Source organism: Sphingorhabdus sp. (assembly GCF_046292425.1).
GTDB lineage: Bacteria > Pseudomonadota > Alphaproteobacteria > Sphingomonadales > Sphingomonadaceae > Sphingorhabdus_B.
The window spans coordinates 24,590-40,304 of sequence record NZ_JBKBQV010000020.1; the positions used below are offsets into that span (position 1 = coordinate 24,590).

General features: G+C 56.2%; 16 protein-coding genes and 1 tRNA gene. 10 read left to right on the forward strand and 7 right to left on the reverse strand.

The window, feature by feature from the left end:
- Positions 1 to 94: 94 nt before the first annotated feature.
- A complete protein-coding gene (locus ACK4S7_RS06105; RefSeq protein ID WP_409645140.1) occupies positions 95 to 1,903 on the forward strand; it encodes an aminopeptidase P family protein in 1,809 nt (602 codons plus the stop codon).
- On the opposite strand, the gene ACK4S7_RS06110 is transcribed toward ACK4S7_RS06105, so the two are convergent.
- Complete coding sequence (locus ACK4S7_RS06110; protein ID WP_409645141.1) at positions 1,900 to 2,580, reverse strand: crotonase/enoyl-CoA hydratase family protein; 681 nt, start codon at positions 2,578 to 2,580, stop codon at positions 1,900 to 1,902. The genes ACK4S7_RS06105 and ACK4S7_RS06110 overlap by 4 nt on opposite strands.
- Positions 2,581 to 2,726: 146 nt before the next feature.
- Between ACK4S7_RS06110 and yghU the strand changes: the two genes are divergently transcribed.
- Positions 2,727 to 3,605 carry a glutathione-dependent disulfide-bond oxidoreductase gene (gene yghU / locus ACK4S7_RS06115; protein ID WP_409645142.1) on the forward strand — a complete coding sequence of 293 codons (879 nt, stop codon included), beginning with the start codon at positions 2,727 to 2,729 and terminating at the stop codon, positions 3,603 to 3,605.
- A gap of 152 nt (positions 3,606 to 3,757) precedes the next feature.
- Here yghU and ACK4S7_RS06120 read toward each other — a convergent pair whose 3' ends face one another.
- Both ACK4S7_RS06120 and ACK4S7_RS06125 read right to left on the reverse strand, forming a co-directional pair.
- Positions 3,758 to 5,023: a hypothetical protein gene (locus ACK4S7_RS06120; protein ID WP_409645143.1), complete on the reverse strand. Its 1,266-nt coding sequence runs from the start codon at positions 5,021 to 5,023 to the stop codon at positions 3,758 to 3,760.
- Positions 5,024 to 5,060: 37 nt separating this feature from the next.
- A tRNA-Ser gene (locus ACK4S7_RS06125) sits at positions 5,061 to 5,153 on the reverse strand.
- 198 nt (positions 5,154 to 5,351) lie between these two features.
- On the opposite strand from ACK4S7_RS06125, the gene ACK4S7_RS06130 reads away from it, so the two are divergent.
- Entirely contained in the window at positions 5,352 to 6,104 is a 753-nt protein-coding gene (locus ACK4S7_RS06130) for a DUF1134 domain-containing protein (RefSeq protein WP_409645144.1), read from the forward strand.
- Here ACK4S7_RS06130 and ACK4S7_RS06135 read toward each other — a convergent pair.
- The 4 genes from ACK4S7_RS06135 to ACK4S7_RS06150 are packed head-to-tail and all read right to left on the reverse strand — an operon-like array spanning position 6,101 to position 9,819.
- On the reverse strand, positions 6,101 to 6,709 hold the full coding sequence (locus ACK4S7_RS06135) for a riboflavin synthase (protein ID WP_409645145.1): 609 nt from the start codon (positions 6,707 to 6,709) through the stop codon (positions 6,101 to 6,103). The two genes, ACK4S7_RS06130 and ACK4S7_RS06135, sit on opposite strands and share 4 nt — an antisense overlap.
- A 17-nt stretch (positions 6,710 to 6,726) precedes the next feature.
- Positions 6,727 to 7,671, reverse strand: a complete 945-nt coding sequence (gene ribD / locus ACK4S7_RS06140) for a bifunctional diaminohydroxyphosphoribosylaminopyrimidine deaminase/5-amino-6-(5-phosphoribosylamino)uracil reductase RibD (protein ID WP_409645146.1) — start codon at positions 7,669 to 7,671, stop codon at positions 6,727 to 6,729.
- Positions 7,672 to 7,694: 23 nt separating this feature from the next.
- A complete protein-coding gene (locus ACK4S7_RS06145; protein ID WP_409645147.1) occupies positions 7,695 to 8,102 on the reverse strand; it encodes a hypothetical protein in 408 nt (135 codons plus the stop codon).
- Positions 8,103 to 8,160: 58 nt separating this feature from the next.
- Entirely contained in the window at positions 8,161 to 9,819 is a 1,659-nt protein-coding gene (locus tag ACK4S7_RS06150; protein ID WP_409645148.1) for an NAD+ synthase, read from the reverse strand.
- Between the two features lie 124 nt (positions 9,820 to 9,943).
- On the opposite strand from ACK4S7_RS06150, the gene ACK4S7_RS06155 reads away from it, so the two are divergent.
- The 7 genes from ACK4S7_RS06155 to pheT form a co-directional block, all read left to right on the forward strand.
- A complete protein-coding gene (locus tag ACK4S7_RS06155) occupies positions 9,944 to 10,879 on the forward strand; it encodes a ribose-phosphate pyrophosphokinase (RefSeq protein WP_409645149.1) in 936 nt (311 codons plus the stop codon).
- Complete coding sequence (hisN, locus tag ACK4S7_RS06160; RefSeq protein WP_409645150.1) at positions 10,879 to 11,658, forward strand: histidinol-phosphatase; 780 nt, start codon at positions 10,879 to 10,881, stop codon at positions 11,656 to 11,658. Before ACK4S7_RS06155 ends, hisN begins: the two co-directional genes overlap by 1 nt.
- Complete coding sequence (locus ACK4S7_RS06165) at positions 11,646 to 12,533, forward strand: helix-turn-helix domain-containing protein (RefSeq protein WP_409645152.1); 888 nt, start codon at positions 11,646 to 11,648, stop codon at positions 12,531 to 12,533. The genes hisN and ACK4S7_RS06165 overlap by 13 nt, the downstream gene beginning before the upstream one ends.
- 108 nt (positions 12,534 to 12,641) lie before the next feature.
- Positions 12,642 to 12,842, forward strand: a complete 201-nt coding sequence (gene rpmI, locus ACK4S7_RS06170) for a 50S ribosomal protein L35 (RefSeq protein ID WP_409645153.1) — start codon at positions 12,642 to 12,644, stop codon at positions 12,840 to 12,842.
- A gap of 35 nt (positions 12,843 to 12,877) precedes the next feature.
- Complete coding sequence (rplT, locus tag ACK4S7_RS06175; protein ID WP_300038953.1) at positions 12,878 to 13,243, forward strand: 50S ribosomal protein L20; 366 nt, start codon at positions 12,878 to 12,880, stop codon at positions 13,241 to 13,243.
- 81 nt (positions 13,244 to 13,324) lie between these two features.
- Complete coding sequence (gene pheS / locus ACK4S7_RS06180) at positions 13,325 to 14,407, forward strand: phenylalanine--tRNA ligase subunit alpha (protein WP_409645159.1); 1,083 nt, start codon at positions 13,325 to 13,327, stop codon at positions 14,405 to 14,407.
- Positions 14,404 to 15,715 (forward strand): phenylalanine--tRNA ligase subunit beta (pheT, locus tag ACK4S7_RS06185; RefSeq protein ID WP_409645154.1); only part of this gene is annotated, 1,312 nt, incomplete at its 3' end. The genes pheS and pheT, both read left to right, overlap by 4 nt.

Genomic DNA, 15,715 nt, shown 5'->3' on the forward strand with positions numbered 1-15,715 from the left:
ATGCGCTTGTCGCAAAAATCAGTGGGAGCAGTGCTTTCATGAGACAACATCCTCGCTTATATGGACAACCTACCCATATGAATGGAAGCCCGACATGTCTACCTATGAAGCCCGCCTCGCCGCCCTGCGCGCGCAATTGAAGAAAGAGCAGCTCGACGGGTTTGTCGTGCCGATCTGCGACGAGCATATGTCGGAATATGTCGGCGACTATGCGCAACGCCTTGGCTGGCTCACCGGATTTGGTGGCTCCGCTGGATCAGCGGTCGTACTTTCTGAAGAAGCCGCAATTTTCACCGATGGCCGCTACACGCTTCAGGTGCGTGAACAGGTCGACGGCAAAAACTGGCAATATGTGGGCGTACCGCAAACCAGCATTGCGGATTGGCTTAAGGACCACGCCCCCGATGGCGCGCGCATTGGTTATGACGCGTGGGTCCATACCAGGGGCTGGGTCGAAAGTGCGACAAAAGCACTGGCTGCCAAGGGCACGGAACTGGTAGCAGTCAAAAGCAATCCAATTGACAAGGTGTGGGCCGATCAGCCGCAGAAAAGCGATGCCAAGCTCATCGTACATGACAACCGTTATGCAGGGCAAAGCAGTGCCGAAAAACGCGCCGCTGTGGCCGAATGGCTGACGGCGAATAATCTCGACAGCACTGTTATTTCGGCGCTCGATTCCGTTGCTTGGCTGCTCAATATCCGCGGCTCCGACGTATCGAACACGCCCGTCGCGCTCAGCTTTGTTCTCGCCCATGCCGACGGCACAGCGGATCTGTTTGTTGCTCCGGAAAAGGTCGATGACGCCGTTCGCGCGCATCTTGGCAATGCTGTGCGTTTGCGCGATCCCTCGGACTTCGTTCCCGAATTGCGGTCCATGAAGGACAAGCGCATTGCGGTTGACCCCGATCGCGCTGTTGCTGCAATTTTCGGCGCGCTGCAGGGTGGCGGCGCGCAGATTGTTGAAATGCGCGATCCCACGATATTGCCCAAGGCCGTGAAGAACCCTGTCGAGCAATCGGGTCACCGCGCTGCGCAGGCCCGTGACGGTGCCGCACTGAGCCGGTTCCTGCACTGGATGAGCGAGACAGCATATCAGGGTGGATTGAACGAGCTTTCGGCGGCGGCTAGGCTCAAGGCCTTCCGCCAGGACACAGGGATGCTAAAAGACCTGTCCTTTGACACCATCTCAGCCACTGGGCCAAATGGCGCGCATTGTCATTATAAGGTGGACGAAAGCACCAACCGGGCAATTGACCCCAACAGCATCTATCTTGTCGACAGCGGCGGGCAGTATCTCGACGGCACGACTGATGTCACCCGCACCATCTGGGTTGGACCCGGAACACCAACCGCAGAAATGAAGGACCGCTTTACCCGCGTACTTAAGGGCCATATCGCTCTGGCATGCGCAGTCTTCCCCGAAGGAACCAGAGGCGCGCAGTTGGACACGCTGGCCCGTGCATCCTTGTGGCAGGCTGGCCTCGATTACGCGCACGGCACGGGCCATGGCGTCGGCAGCTTCCTTGCCGTGCACGAAGGTCCGCAGCGCATTGCCAAGTTCGCCGGCGGACAAGCGGGCAGCGACGAACCGTTGCAGGCCGGCATGATACTGTCGAACGAGCCGGGCTATTATAAATCTGGCGAATATGGCATTCGCATCGAGAATCTGGTGCTGGTCGAAGATCGTCAGATTGCGGGTGCCGAGGGCCGCTATTTCGGTTTCGAAACGTTGACATTCGCGCCAATCGACAAGAATTTGGTAGACCTCAGCTTGCTCGATACCGAGGAGTTACGCTGGTGGAATGATTACCACGCAAAGGTATTGGAGATCGTCGGCCCGCAGTTGGACGGTGAGGCACTGGCGTGGGCGACGGAAGCTTGCGCGCCACTATCACCTGCCTAAACCTTGTGATGCGCGCCTAGGCTTGCGCGGATGCGGTCGAGGGTGTCTTTGCGCATGGACTTCTTGTTCCATGCGTAAGCGGGCGCCGGGAGCTGGGCCAATTGACTGGCGATTGCCATTGCTTTCGCCTCAACCTCGTCCGGCTCTGCAAGCATGTCGAGATATCCGGCCTCGACTGCGCTTTGCGGGTTATAAATAAACCCCTGAATCATGGCCCGCGTCAGATGCGAGGGATTGAGGCGATCGCGGGCGAGTTCCATGGCGAAGATAGGCAGATTCATCCCGGTAATCGCTTCGTTCGCGCCAATCTTATAATCGCCTGCCGTACCAATGCGCGTGTCGCAAGCGTGCAAGATAAACACACCCATGGCAATTGCATGGCCAGTGCAGGCCGCAACCACGGGTAACGGTCCGCCGTATAATCGCACAAGCAATTCTGCCCCTGCATCGAGCAGTTTATAAACACCATCAGCACCAAGGCTGGCAAAGGCGTTAAGGTCAAACCCGCCCGAGAACCGTCCTTCGCGTCCTGCCAGCACAATCGCTTTGGCATTGGCCTCGGCGGTATCAAGCGCGCGGTTTAAAGCGTCAACCATTTCGAAATTGATGGCATTTGCCTTGCCATCATTCATGCGGATCAGGGCAATGTCGTTCGTGATCTCGATGGTGGCGGACAATTTGGCTCTCCCTTGTATATGATGGTGTTCATAAGGCCGAACTTTACGTAAACGTCAACGCGAAACTATTGCCTGTGCTGCTTGACGCCGAGCTGACCGAACACCAATGTGCTGAATCTGTAGATAAAATTTTAAGGAGCATTTTCATGACCCAGACATTTTCCGAATATATCCCTGCCGATGTCTGGGAATGGAACAGCGAAAATGGCGGTCAGTTTGCCAATATTAACCGGCCAGTCGCTGGGGCAACCCATGACAAGGAACGCCCGATTGGCAAGCACCCCATGCAGTTATATTCGCTCGCCACGCCCAACGGCGTGAAGGTAACGGTGATGCTGGAGGAACTGCTTGCGCTAGGCCATCAGGGCGCCGAATATGATGCATGGCTGGTCAACATTCGCGACGGCAATCAGTTTTCAAGCGGCTTTGTCGAGGCGAATCCCAATTCGAAAATTCCGGCTTTGTTTGACCAGTCGACGCCCGAACCAACACGCGTTTTCGAATCGGGATCGATCTTGCTGTATCTGGCAGAAAAGTTCGGAGCATTTTTGCCAACTGAACATCATGCCCGCACCGAGACGATCAACTGGCTGATGTGGCAAATGGGCAGCGCCCCATATTTGGGCGGCGGCTTTGGTCATTTTTACGCCTATGCGCCATTCAAGATTGAATATGCCATTGACCGGTTTGCCATGGAGGTGAAGCGGCAGCTGGACGTGCTCGATCGCAATCTGGCAGAGCGTGAGTATATGGCTGGCGACGCCTATACCATCGCTGATATGGCAATTTGGCCCTGGTATGGCGCATTGGTCAAAGGGTTGATCTATGATGCCGGCGCGTTTCTTTCGGTGCATGAATATAAGAATGTTATTCGATGGACGGACCAGATTGCGGAGCGGCCGGCGGTCAAGCGCGGGCGGATGGTCAACCGGGTCATGGGCGACCCCGCCAGCCAGTTGCATGAACGGCATGACGCGAGCGATTTTGACACAAAAACGCAGGATAAACTGACGGCCGCTGCCTGATCGCAAGGTGCAGTTCCGCTTCACGGTTTCGAGTCACACAAAAGTAACGATTTGCAGTATATAGACGTGGCGCGACCCGAGGGCATCTGACTTTAGGAGGGCGCCCTCTCCTAAAGAGCTTGGTCGGAATCTCCGGCCAAGCTCACTTTTCCTTATCCTGCCACAATATCCACCGAACGAAGTGTAAACTCGGCGCCAAGCTGGTTGCTGCCGCCCGCAGCCTGCATGACCAGCAACTGATTGCGACAGTCATTCCCAATAGTAAAAGCGTGCGTCTGCCCAAAACTGCCCTTGCGCACAGGCGTTTCAATGAACCACTTACCGACATTGCCTTTTTCCGAGATGCAATAAAGGTCCCAACGGATTTCAGCGTCGGAAACCTCCTCAAGCGCAGAATATTGTGCCTGGAAACGGTAACTTCCTGGGTCGAGGAACAGCATTTTGCGCATTATTTCGCCACGCTGCCCCGATCCCGCAAAGGCCGCGAGCGAAGACCGCCCCTTGTCGTCAGGTTGTGAAAACGATCCTCCAATACCGGGATTTTCAACGACCTGCCATCCCATCGCCGGGTAACGCAGGTTGACAGTATCCTTGTTCAGCGAAGCTGACTGGAATGCGACGCGATTATTGCCCTTCAGACTGAGATAATATTGCCGAAAAGCGGGGAATTTGTCCTTAGCCGCCAAATAGCCAAGCAGGTCATTAGACAGGCTGTGATAGACCTGCAAATCGGGCAATCCGCCCGCCTTGACGAGAACATCGGCCAGATTGGCGGGGTTTTCGACGGTCTTGATAGCTTCGTTCAGATATGTCGGCAGCCAAACCGGCGCCTGCCGAACGATCGGCGCAAGCGCCATCCGGACTTCTGGGTCGCTGAGCGCGCCAGTGAGGGTCGGAAACAATATAGGAAAGCTGCTTGGCGTGGTCCGCATCGCAATGTCATAATGGTACAGCGCCTGTTTTTTGTCTCCGCGCGCGACCGCATCTTCGATAAGCCACAGCTGCGTGCCGAAATCGCGGCGGGAAACCTTATGCGAAAGAAGCATCAGTTCCCGCGCTTTTTTGCTGTCACCGCGTACATCGGCGACATAACCCAGCAAGCGAATGGCAACAGGGTTTAGCGCACCGCCGCGCAGGGACTGCTTAGCCATAGCCTCAACCTTGGCCAGCGTCGCCGGGTCTTGATTCTCGGCAAACATTTCGTCTGCCTTGCGGGATAACGCCAAGGGGTGATCCGGCACATATCGCAGCGCGATATCCGGATTTCGGTCCCAAGTGATATTGGCGACCGCATGAATAAAGGAAAGCCATGCGAGATATGCAGTAGCAACCGTAATGACGACGATTTTAACCCAGAACAAAGGTGGCTTGGCGCGCAACGCCGTAAATCGCGAAGGGCCTTTTCGTTTTCTCGACATCGATTTCGCGCGTTTCACCTTTCGACAGGTCGCAGATTGGCGGAGACGGAGGGATTCGAACCCTCGGTACCGGATTTACCAGTACGACGGTTTAGCAAACCGTTGGTTTCAGCCACTCACCCACGTCTCCAGTGCGCTTGGCATCGGCGGCCTATAGCGGGGCATGCATTTGGCTGCAATGTTTATTGACACGCGCTTATGATAAGAAGAAAATTAATATAACAGGATCGCTCTGGCGCGCACCGGACTCGCATTGTCGCCTGTTCATCATGCGCTCATCCAGAAAATTCATAAGGTAGTAGATATTTCTTTTGAGGGTAGAATGGGCATGTCATTTGTAAAATGGGGACTGAAAAGGTCGGGTAATTACATATTGATGCTGTTGGCAGCAGGGGCGCTTGTGGCGTCTCCCGCAAGTGCCCAGATAAACACAATTGATCCGAACGACGCCATCGATGCGGATCTGGGTACGCCTCCACCGGCTTCCCCGACAACAGCGGAACCAAATGTGACGGTCATGCAGGATGGCGTCCCGACTGACGGCGTTCCTGCTGATGGTGCAACAGCCCGTTCAACGCAACTGACGGTTCCGGCAGGCGATACCTTTCAAGAGGACGACCTGATCGGCGCGGCCGAAGGCGTTTTTGGCAAGGGGGCCCAAGGGTTAGGCAAGCTGATTGAAGACATCCTGAAAAAACAGGGTCGGCCGAATGGTTATATCGTCGGGCGCGAGGGCGGCGGCGCATTCATAGTCGGCTTACGCTATGGATCGGGAACACTGAACCACCGCGTTGAAGGCGAAAAGCCGGTATATTGGACTGGTCCCTCCATTGGCCCAGATGCAGGCGCCAATGCGGGAAGTACATTCATTCTGGTGTATAATTTATACGATACCGAAGACATTTACGAACGCTTTCCGGCAGGAGAAGGCGCGGCCTATCTTGTAGGTGGTTTTAACGCGAGTTACCTTCGGCGCGGCGATATCGTGCTTATCCCGATCAGGGTTGGTGCAGGACTGCGGCTTGGCGCAAATGTAGGTTACATGCGCTTCTCCAAAAAACAGCGCTGGTTGCCCTTTTAACGCGCGCGAATATCTTCCATCCGCTTCAGATAACGGGCGAGCACGTCAATTTCTAGATTGACTTGCCGCCCGACATTCAAGGTATCGAGTGTTGTCATGTGCGCGGTATGCGGGATGATGTTGAGCATGAAATTCGCCGAACCGTCGGCTTGGTCGGCAATTTCATTCACGGTCAGCGAAACGCCGTCAACGGTAATGGATCCCTTTGTTGCGATATAGGGCGCCAAGCTTGAAGGCGCAGCAACCGTCACCTTCCAGCTGTCGCCAATTGTTTCGCTGGCAACAATATGGCCAACGCCATCGACATGGCCAGTGACGATATGTCCGCCCAATTCATCGCCCACTTTTAAAGCACGTTCCAGGTTTAGCCTTGTGCCTTCATTCCAGTTGCCTGCTGCGGTTCGCGAAATGGTTTCCGCCGACGCGTCGACGGCGAACCATCCTTCGCCCTTGTCGACTACTGTCAAGCAGACCCCGGAACAGGCAATTGATGCGCCGATGGCAACCGTGTCCATGTCATAGGCGCAAGATATAATGAGACGAAGGTCACCGCGTTGTTCCGATGCCCGAATGCGGCCAACGTCCGTGATGATACCTGTAAACATAGATGCTGCACCTTTTTCTAGTATGCGCGCTCGTAGACTTCGAGACGGTCTTTGCCAAGACTGCGCGAGTCAGAGAGTTGCCAGCGCCCATGCGCATCAGCAAGCCGGGCAAGGCCGATGTCGGCAAGACATGCCTTGCCAGCGCCAATCAATATCGGCGCCCGGTAAAGCATCAACCGATCAACCAGCCCCTCACGCAAAAATGCCGATGCGGTAACCGCGCCGCCTTCAACCAGAACAGTGTTGCAGCCCAGATGCGCAATATCACCGGGCGCGCGGACGACTTCCCAGCCCTGCGGCGCTTCTCCACTGCCGAGCATGACTTTTCTGGGTAGCATCGCCCCGAGGCCGGGAAGTCGCACATTCAATTGAGGTGCGTCAGCGTGCACTGTTCCCGCCCCTACCAGAATTGCGTCCGAGCGCGCCCGTTCAACATGGCTATGCGCACGTGCAATGTCGCTTGTGATCCATCGGCTGCTACCATCCACCATCGCGATCTTGCCATCAAGTGAACTCGCGATTTTCAACGTTACGAAAGGACGGCCACTGGCCATGCGGCTGATGTAGCCCGCAAGGCTTTGGCGGGCTTCTGATGCCATGACGCCAGTCACCACTTGTATTCCTGCTGCATTGAGTGCCGTCATGCCTTCACCGGCGGTGCGCGGGTCCGGATCTATCAGCGCAACGACGACTTTCTCCGGGCCTGCCGCCAGGAGCAAACGGGCACATGCCGGTCCGCGTTCCGACACATGCGCGCAAGGTTCCAGAGTAACGTAAATAGTGCTTCCACTGGCCGCCGTTCCGGCTTGTGCAAGCGCCATGGCTTCGGCATGCGGGCGGCCCCCAGGCTGCGTCCAACCGCGTCCGACCACGATGCCATTTTTAACGATGATGCAACCGACGGATGGATTTAATCCCGTCCGCCCTATGCCGCGCTCAGCGAGCGACAGCGCCGCCGCCATCAAACGGAAGTCGCTTGCGATGGCTATTGCATCGCTCCCGTCGCACGCGGTACGACCGCGGCTTTCTTTGCGGCCTGTTCCAGTTGAGCTTCGCGTTCAATTTTCTCCACGTCCATACCGACCGCACGCCCGAACGCCTTATATGCCTCTTTCTCGCGAGCGCGCATTTCATCTTTGCGCTTCTGGCGCTCCGCAATCGAAGCCTTTGATTCTTCCAGCGTTCGTGTGGCAGGCCAGCTTTCGATGTAGATTATCTCGCGCGGTGGCGGCGTCGCCTTTTCCATCACGTCGGTATAGAATGTATACATGATGATCGCCGTTGGCACGCAGGCCGCCAAAAACAGCCAAGGACTGTGCGTGCCCGATGTGCGCAGAAACCCCATAAGGTCAGTGCCTGCGCTGCGCAGCGATACATCTTTAAAAAATGACATAGCTCTCCAATAAGGTGCCGTCCGCGCGATTTCCAGTGCCCTATTGACTTGGGGCCGATTATCCTGCGCTGCGGAAGGCGTTGGTGATGGGGTAGCGGCGGTCGCGGCCAAAATTCCGTGTGCCAAGCTTTACACCCGGCGGCGCCTGTCGCCGTTTATATTCAGCCAGATAAAGCAGCCGTTCGATCCGGGTGACCTCAGCCCGGTCAAAGCCAAGCGCGACGACCTCGTCAACTGAACGCTCCTCCTCGACCAACGCGTGGAGCATCTTATCAAGGACAGGATAGTCAGGAAGCGAATCGCTATCCTTTTGATCGGGGCGCAATTCGGCACTTGGCGGCTTGGTAATGATATTATCCGGTATCACTGGCCCGTCCCGACCAAGGGCAAAACGCGGCTTATGACTGTTCCGCCACTTGGAAATAGCGAACACAGTCATTTTATATGCGTCCTTCAACGGATTATATCCGCCCGCCATATCCCCGTATATCGTCGCATAGCCAACGCTCATCTCGCTTTTGTTGCCCGTCGTCAGCAGCATGTGCCCAAATTTGTTGGACAACGCCATGAGCGTCACGCCCCGAATGCGCGATTGAACATTTTCCTCAGTGATATCTACATCGCGATCGGCAAAACTGCCCGAGAGCATTTGGTCAAACGCATCGACTGCGGGTGAAATGGGAATGGTGTCAATTTGGCACCCGATCATCGCCGCGCATTCGGCCGCGTCATCAAGGCTGGACTGGCTGGTGTAGCGGCTGGGCAGCATTACACACCAGACACGGTCCGGGCCAAGCGCGTCGGCAGCAATGGCCGCGCATAAGGCACTGTCAATGCCGCCGGACATGCCAAGTACGACTCCCGGAAAACGGTTTGTGTCGACATAATCGCGCAAGCCCACAACCATCGCGCTATAGATATCCGCGGGATGCTCCTCCCAAAGCGCTTTAGGCCCGTCCGCGCAGACCCATCCGCTGTCGCTGCGGGACCAGTGCGTCATGCGCAGATGTTCCTCCCAGTCGGGCAAACGGTGCGCAACAGCGCCGTCGGCGTTCAACACGAACGAACTGCCGTCGAAGACAAGCTCATCCTGTCCACCGACCCTGTTCAGGAACAGCAATGGCAGGCCCGTTTCACGGACCCGTGCAGCAAACACTTCTTCCAGCCGGCGGTCATCCTTGTCGATTTCATAAGGGCTGCCGTTGGTCGAAATGAGCAGCTCAGCACCGCGTTCTTTAAGGTGCAAACTGACAGGTGCCAGCCAGCCATCTTCGCAAATAGGCACGCCAAGGCGTACCCCGCGAAATTCCACAGGCTCGGGCAAGGGACCGGCGGCAAATATACGCTTTTCATCAAAGGTACCGTAATTAGGCAGTTCATGCTTATAGCGCACCGCGGCAACATGTCCGCCGTCCAGCAGAGCAATGCCGTTATACAGGGCACCGCCATCGACAAAAATCGACCCAACGAGCATTGCGGGTCCACCATCGGCTGTCGCCATGGCCAGCTTGTCCAGCTCAGCGGCGGCGCGTGTCGCAAAGGCTGGTTTTAGAACGAGGTCCTCGGCCGGATATCCGATCAGCTGTTGTTCGGGAAAGACGATCAGATCGGCGTTGATTGCCTGCGCCCGCCACTCAAGCATCGCCCGCGCATTACCTGCAAGGTCACCGACGCGCTGATTCAGCTGCGCCATCGCAATATTGAGCTGGTTTGTCATGTTTACACCCTTATTGTCCACAAAGTAGCGGAGCAAGCCGATTGTCAGGCCAGCCGCGTATCGCTAGAGCGACTGTACAAATTTCGGGATGGGCTCGGTTGAGCCAAAGGTCGGGGACACACAGATGAAATTGATGACAGGCAACAGTAACCTGCCGTTGGCGCAGGGTATTGCCGATTACATGAACTTGCCACTGACCGACGCCAGCGTTCGCCGTTTTGCCGACAACGAGATTTTTGTCGAGATCCACGAAAATGTCCGCGGCGAGGACATGTTTGTCATTCAATCAACCAGCCATCCAGCGAACGACAATTTGATGGAACTGCTGATTATGATTGACGCGCTGCGCCGCGCGTCGGCAAAGCGCATTACCGCGGTTCTGCCCTATTTTGGCTATGCGCGGCAGGACCGGAAACCTGGCCCGCGCACCCCGATTTCCGCAAAGCTGGTGGCCAATCTGATTACGGAAGCTGGCGCCGACCGTGTATTGACCGTTGATTTGCATGCAGGACAGATCCAGGGCTTTTTTGATATTCCCACCGACAATCTTTATGGTGCGCCGGTCATGAGCGCCGACATATTGGGTCGCCATAGGGACAAGAATATCACCGTCGTATCGCCCGATGTCGGCGGTGTTGTTCGCGCCCGGGCGCTTGCCAAGCGTCTTGATGACGCGCCACTCGCTATCGTTGACAAACGTCGTGAAAAGGCCGGTGTGTCCGAGGTGATGAACATAATCGGTGACGTTAAAGACCGCTTCTGTATCCTGATCGACGATATTGCCGACAGTGCGGGCACTTTGTGCAACGCCGCAGACGCGTTGAAAGCAGCGGGCGCATCCGACGTCGTTGCCTATATCACGCATGGCGTCTTGTCGGGCGAGGCGGTGAACCGGGTGAACGCGTCATCGTTGCGCAAGCTGGTAATTACCGATTCGATTATCGCCTCCGAAGCGGCAAACGCTAGCTCGAAAATTCGGCAGCTTCCGATAGCGCCCTTGTTGGGCGAAGCGATAAAGAGGATTGCGGACGAAAGCTCGGTTAGCTCCCTGTTCGATTAATGACGCCTGCTGATATCCTCCTGGCCAATCGCTTGGCGGACGCAGCTGGACAGGCGATCCGGCCGTTTTTTCGCGCGAATTTCGCCCATGAGGCAAAACCCGATGCCTCGCCCGTGACCGAGGCGGACCGTGCCGCCGAAAACGCCATTCGCCGGATACTCGATGCAGAATGTCCGCGTGACGGTGTCGTCGGCGAAGAATATGGAGAAAAAATCGGCACATCGGGCCGGCGATGGATTATCGATCCAATTGACGGCACTGTCAGCTTCATTGCGGGGCGGCCAATATTCGGGACCTTAATCGCCTTGCTTGAGGATAACTGGCCAGTGCTGGGCGTTATTGACCAGTGCATCAACAAAGAACGCTGGGTCGGTGCGGCGGGTTTTCCGACAACCCTTAATGGCGGAGCTGTTCAAACCCGTTCGTGTCGTGCGCTTGCCGACGCGACTTTGGCAACCTCCGGACCGCAATATTTCAGCCAGCATGATGGCGACCATTTCATGGAATTGGCTGGCAGAACAGCACACAAGAAAATGCTTTTTGGCGGTGATTGCTACAACTATGCTTTATTGGCCAGCGGACATATTGATATCGTGGTAGAAGCAGGCTTGAAACTGCATGACTTCGCTGCTCTAATCCCAGTTATTACGGGGGCTGGGGGCATGATGAGCGATTGGTCGGGCGAGCCGCTTCACGGCGGTTCAGACGGACATGTTATGGCAGTGGGCGATCCGGCGCGCCTTGATGATGTGCTTGAGGCACTTGCATGCCAGCATTGACGGACACCAGCCCCGTCAGCTTCATTTTACCCGCACAGCCGCTTCGGCGCTACATCTCCACTTATTATTTCCTCGATACTGGTACCGATGAAGTGGAGCAGGAGGATTTTCTTTATCCTGAATGGGGGACCGTCCGATTTAGGTTACGTGGTCCCGCGACCGGCAATTTGGTCGGGCTTCAACCACTGGTAATCCCCGCCGACAGCGTCACCGGACCAACAGGGAAAGCGGCCCTGGTCCGTTTTCGGAATGTGCACATTGTCGGGTTTGGAATCCTGCCTCTGGGGTGGCATCGTTTGATTGGATATCCAGCGGACCGCTGGGCAGACAAGGTAAGTGCAGTCGATGCAGCCCCGGAATTCGCAATTCTCGCGCAATTGCGGCGTGAGCTTGATAGCGTGACCGATCCCGAACAGATTGCGGCACGGTTTGATCACATTTTGTTGCAGGCCATTAGTGGTCCTGACCCTTTGGAAACCGACATTGAAAGCATTCACTACGCCATAGCCAACCCTGAAATTAGCAACGTAGGCAAACTTGCCGAGGCAACAGGAATCAGCAAACAGCGGCTCGAGCGTCTGTCACGGCGCATATTTGGCTTTCCGCCCAAGCTTCTGCTGCGCAGGCAGCGATTTTTGCGCACCTTGGCGGCCGTGATGGAAAATCCTGATTTGAAATGGTCCGGTGCACTGGACGGCCAATATTTCGATCAAGCCCATTTCAATCGGGAATTCCATCAGTTCATGGGCATGTCCCCGGGGCAGTATCTCGCCATGCCCCGCGCAGTCAGCATCATGTCAAACCGGGCGCGCGCGCAGCATGTGGGTCAGGTGTTGCAGCTATTACAAGTCCCTGCGCCGTCAGACAGGCAATAGACTTGCATTCATTGGCGAATCCCGCTAGTCGCGCGCCTTCCGAATAAGCAGGCTGGCCAATAGGGCTGCCATGCAGGCTTGATACGGACTCAATCAAAGGAGACCAAAATGCCCAAGCTCAAGACCAAGAGCGGTGTGAAGAAACGCTTCAAAATCACCGCAACCGGCAAGATCAAACATGGCGTCGTTGGAAAGCGGCACCGTTTGAGCAGCCATAATGCCAAGTATATCCGCCAAAACCGTGGCACCAGCGTGATCTCTGATCCCGATGCCCGGACAATCAAAAAATGGGCGCCTTACGGTCTTTAAGACCCGCGTACGTTTTAAAGAAAAGGATATAGATTATGGCACGCGTCAAACGTGGTGTTACCACCAAAGCCAAACACAAAAGAATTTTAGAGCAGGCGAAGGGCTATTATGGCCGTCGCAAAAACACGATCCGTGTTGCACGTCAGGCGGTCGAAAAGGCCGGCCAATATGCATATCGTGACCGTAAGGTAAACAAGCGGAACTTCCGCGCATTGTGGATCCAGCGAATCAACGCTGCTGTTCGTGCCGAAGGCATGACCTACGGCGTGTTCATGCATGGCCTGAAGCTCGCTGGCGTGGAACTGGACCGGAAGGTGCTTGCAGACCTTGCGATGCACGAAGCCGCCATGTTTAGCACCATCATTGCGCAGTCGAAAGCGGCGCTGTCCAAGGCAGCTTAACCCACTCACTTCGATACATGCGCAAAAGGGCGTGGGCGGCACTTGCCGTTCGCGCCCTTTTGCTTATTCAGGCGAACCATGATGATAGATATTGCAACACTTCAAACCGAACTGATGGCAGCCATCAAGTCAGCGGATACGCTGGATGCGCTGGAGGCTGTGCGCATATCGGCGCTGGGCAAGCAGGGTAGCGTTTCGGCGCTGCTGAAAACCATGGGCGGTATGTCGCCGGAGGAACGGCAGACGCAGGGCCCGATCATCAACGGCTTGCGTGAAAGTGTCACTTCAGCGCTGGCAGCGAAGAAGACTGATCTCGAAACCGCAGAACTAAACCGCCGTCTCGCCACAGAGCGGGTCGACATGACCCTGCCTGCACCCGAAACGCCCCGTGGGACCATTCACCCCGTCAGCCAGGTTATGGATGAACTGGCAGAGATTTTTGCCGACATGGGCTTCGCTGTGGCCGAGGGCCCGGAAATTGAAGACGACTGGCACAATTTCACCGCACTCAATATCCCGGAGACGCACCCAGCCAGGGCCATGCACGACACGTTCTATTTCCCCGACGATATGGCGCGCGACGGCCAGAAAATGGTGCTGCGCACGCACACCTCGCCAGTGCAAGTTCGCACCATGACGTCACAGGAACCACCGATCCGCATCATTGCACCAGGCCGCGTATATCGCAGCGATAGCGACGCAACGCACACGCCCATGTTTCACCAGATTGAGGGGCTTGTCATCGACAAGGGCATTCATCTGGGGCATTTGAAGTGGACGCTCGAAACATTCTTGAAAGCTTATTTCGAACGTGAAGACGTCGTTCTTCGTCTGCGCCCCAGCTATTTCCCTTTTACCGAGCCCTCCGTGGAGATTGATGTTGGCTATTCTGTTGTCAACGGCAAACGCGTGATTGGTGGGTCGGAAGGCTGGATGGAGGTGCTCGGCTCCGGTATGGTCCACCGCAAAGTCATTGAGGCTTGCGGGCTTGATCCCGACGTCTGGCAGGGCTTTGCCTTTGGCACGGGCGTCGACCGCCTAGCGATGCTGAAATATGGCATGGATGACCTGCGTGCATTCTTTGACGGGGACAATCGCTGGCTGCAACATTATGGGTTCAATGCGCTCGATGTACCAACGCTAAGCGGAGGAGTAGGCGCATGAAATTCTCCTTGTCCTGGCTCAAAGAGCATCTCGATACCAATGCCGATATTCACGCCGTTGCTGACTGCCTGAATCGTATAGGACTAGAGGTCGAAGGTATAGAAAACCCTGCCGAGGCTTTGTCCGCCTTCCGCATCGCAAAGGTGATCAGCGCTGCACCGCATCCGCAAGCCGATAAGCTGCAGGTCCTTTCCATAGATGCGGGCGGAGAGCCTCTTCAGGTCGTGTGTGGCGCGCCAAATGCCCGTGCAGGTATGCTTGGCGTGTTCGGTCCGGCAGGCGCTGTCGTGCCAGCCAATGGCATGGTGCTGAAAGTGGCATCCATACGCGGCGTCGAATCCAATGGCATGATGTGTTCGATCGCGGAACTTGAACTTGGCGACGACCATGATGGCATCATTGAGTTGGCGGAAGACGCGCCCGTCGGCGTGGTTTATGCCGATTGGGCAGGTCTTGATGACCCTGTGATTGACGTCAGCATTACGCCGAACCGTCAGGACTGCATGGGCGTCCGCGGCATTGCACGCGACCTCGCAGCAGCGGGGCTGGGCACGCTTCGCCCGCTTGACGAGGTCTATCGAATGGAACTGTCCGCACCATCGGAGGGTAGTGATCCCGCGCCGGACGTGCGCACGGACGATATCGCCGGATGCCCCGCATTTTACGCGCAAACAATCTCCGGCGTGCACAATGGCGATTCGCCCGAATGGATGCGCGCCAGGTTGAAAGCAATTGGCCAAAAGCCTATTTCATTGCTGGTAGACATCACCAATTTCCTGTCAATTGATCTCGGTCGCCCCTTGCACGTCTATGACCGGGCTAAGCTGAGCGGAGCGCTTGTTGCGCGCAAGGCGACTGACGGCGAACATATGGTCGCGCTTAACGGTAAAACCTACACGCTTGATGCCAGTATGACCGTCATTGCCGACGATGCGATGGTGCATGATATCGGCGGCATCATGGGCGGCGAACATAGCGGAGTTTCCGCCGAAACAACCGACGTCCTCATTGAGTGCGCCTTCTTTGACCCAGAACATATCGCCCGCACTGGCCAGAAACTTGGTTTAACGAGCGATGCGCGTCAGCGTTTTGAACGCGGCGTTGATCCTGCCTTGCTGGAAGAGGGGCTGGCGATTGCCACCAAGCTCGTTCTCGACCATGCTGGCGGCACGGCCAGTGCCGTTACGCGTTCTGGCAAAGCACCAGTTGCGCCGCGCAACATTTCGTACGACACCGATTACTGCCGACGGCTTGGCGGTGTTGACGTGGCGCCCGAAGAGCAACGCAACATACTCGAAAGACTTGGTT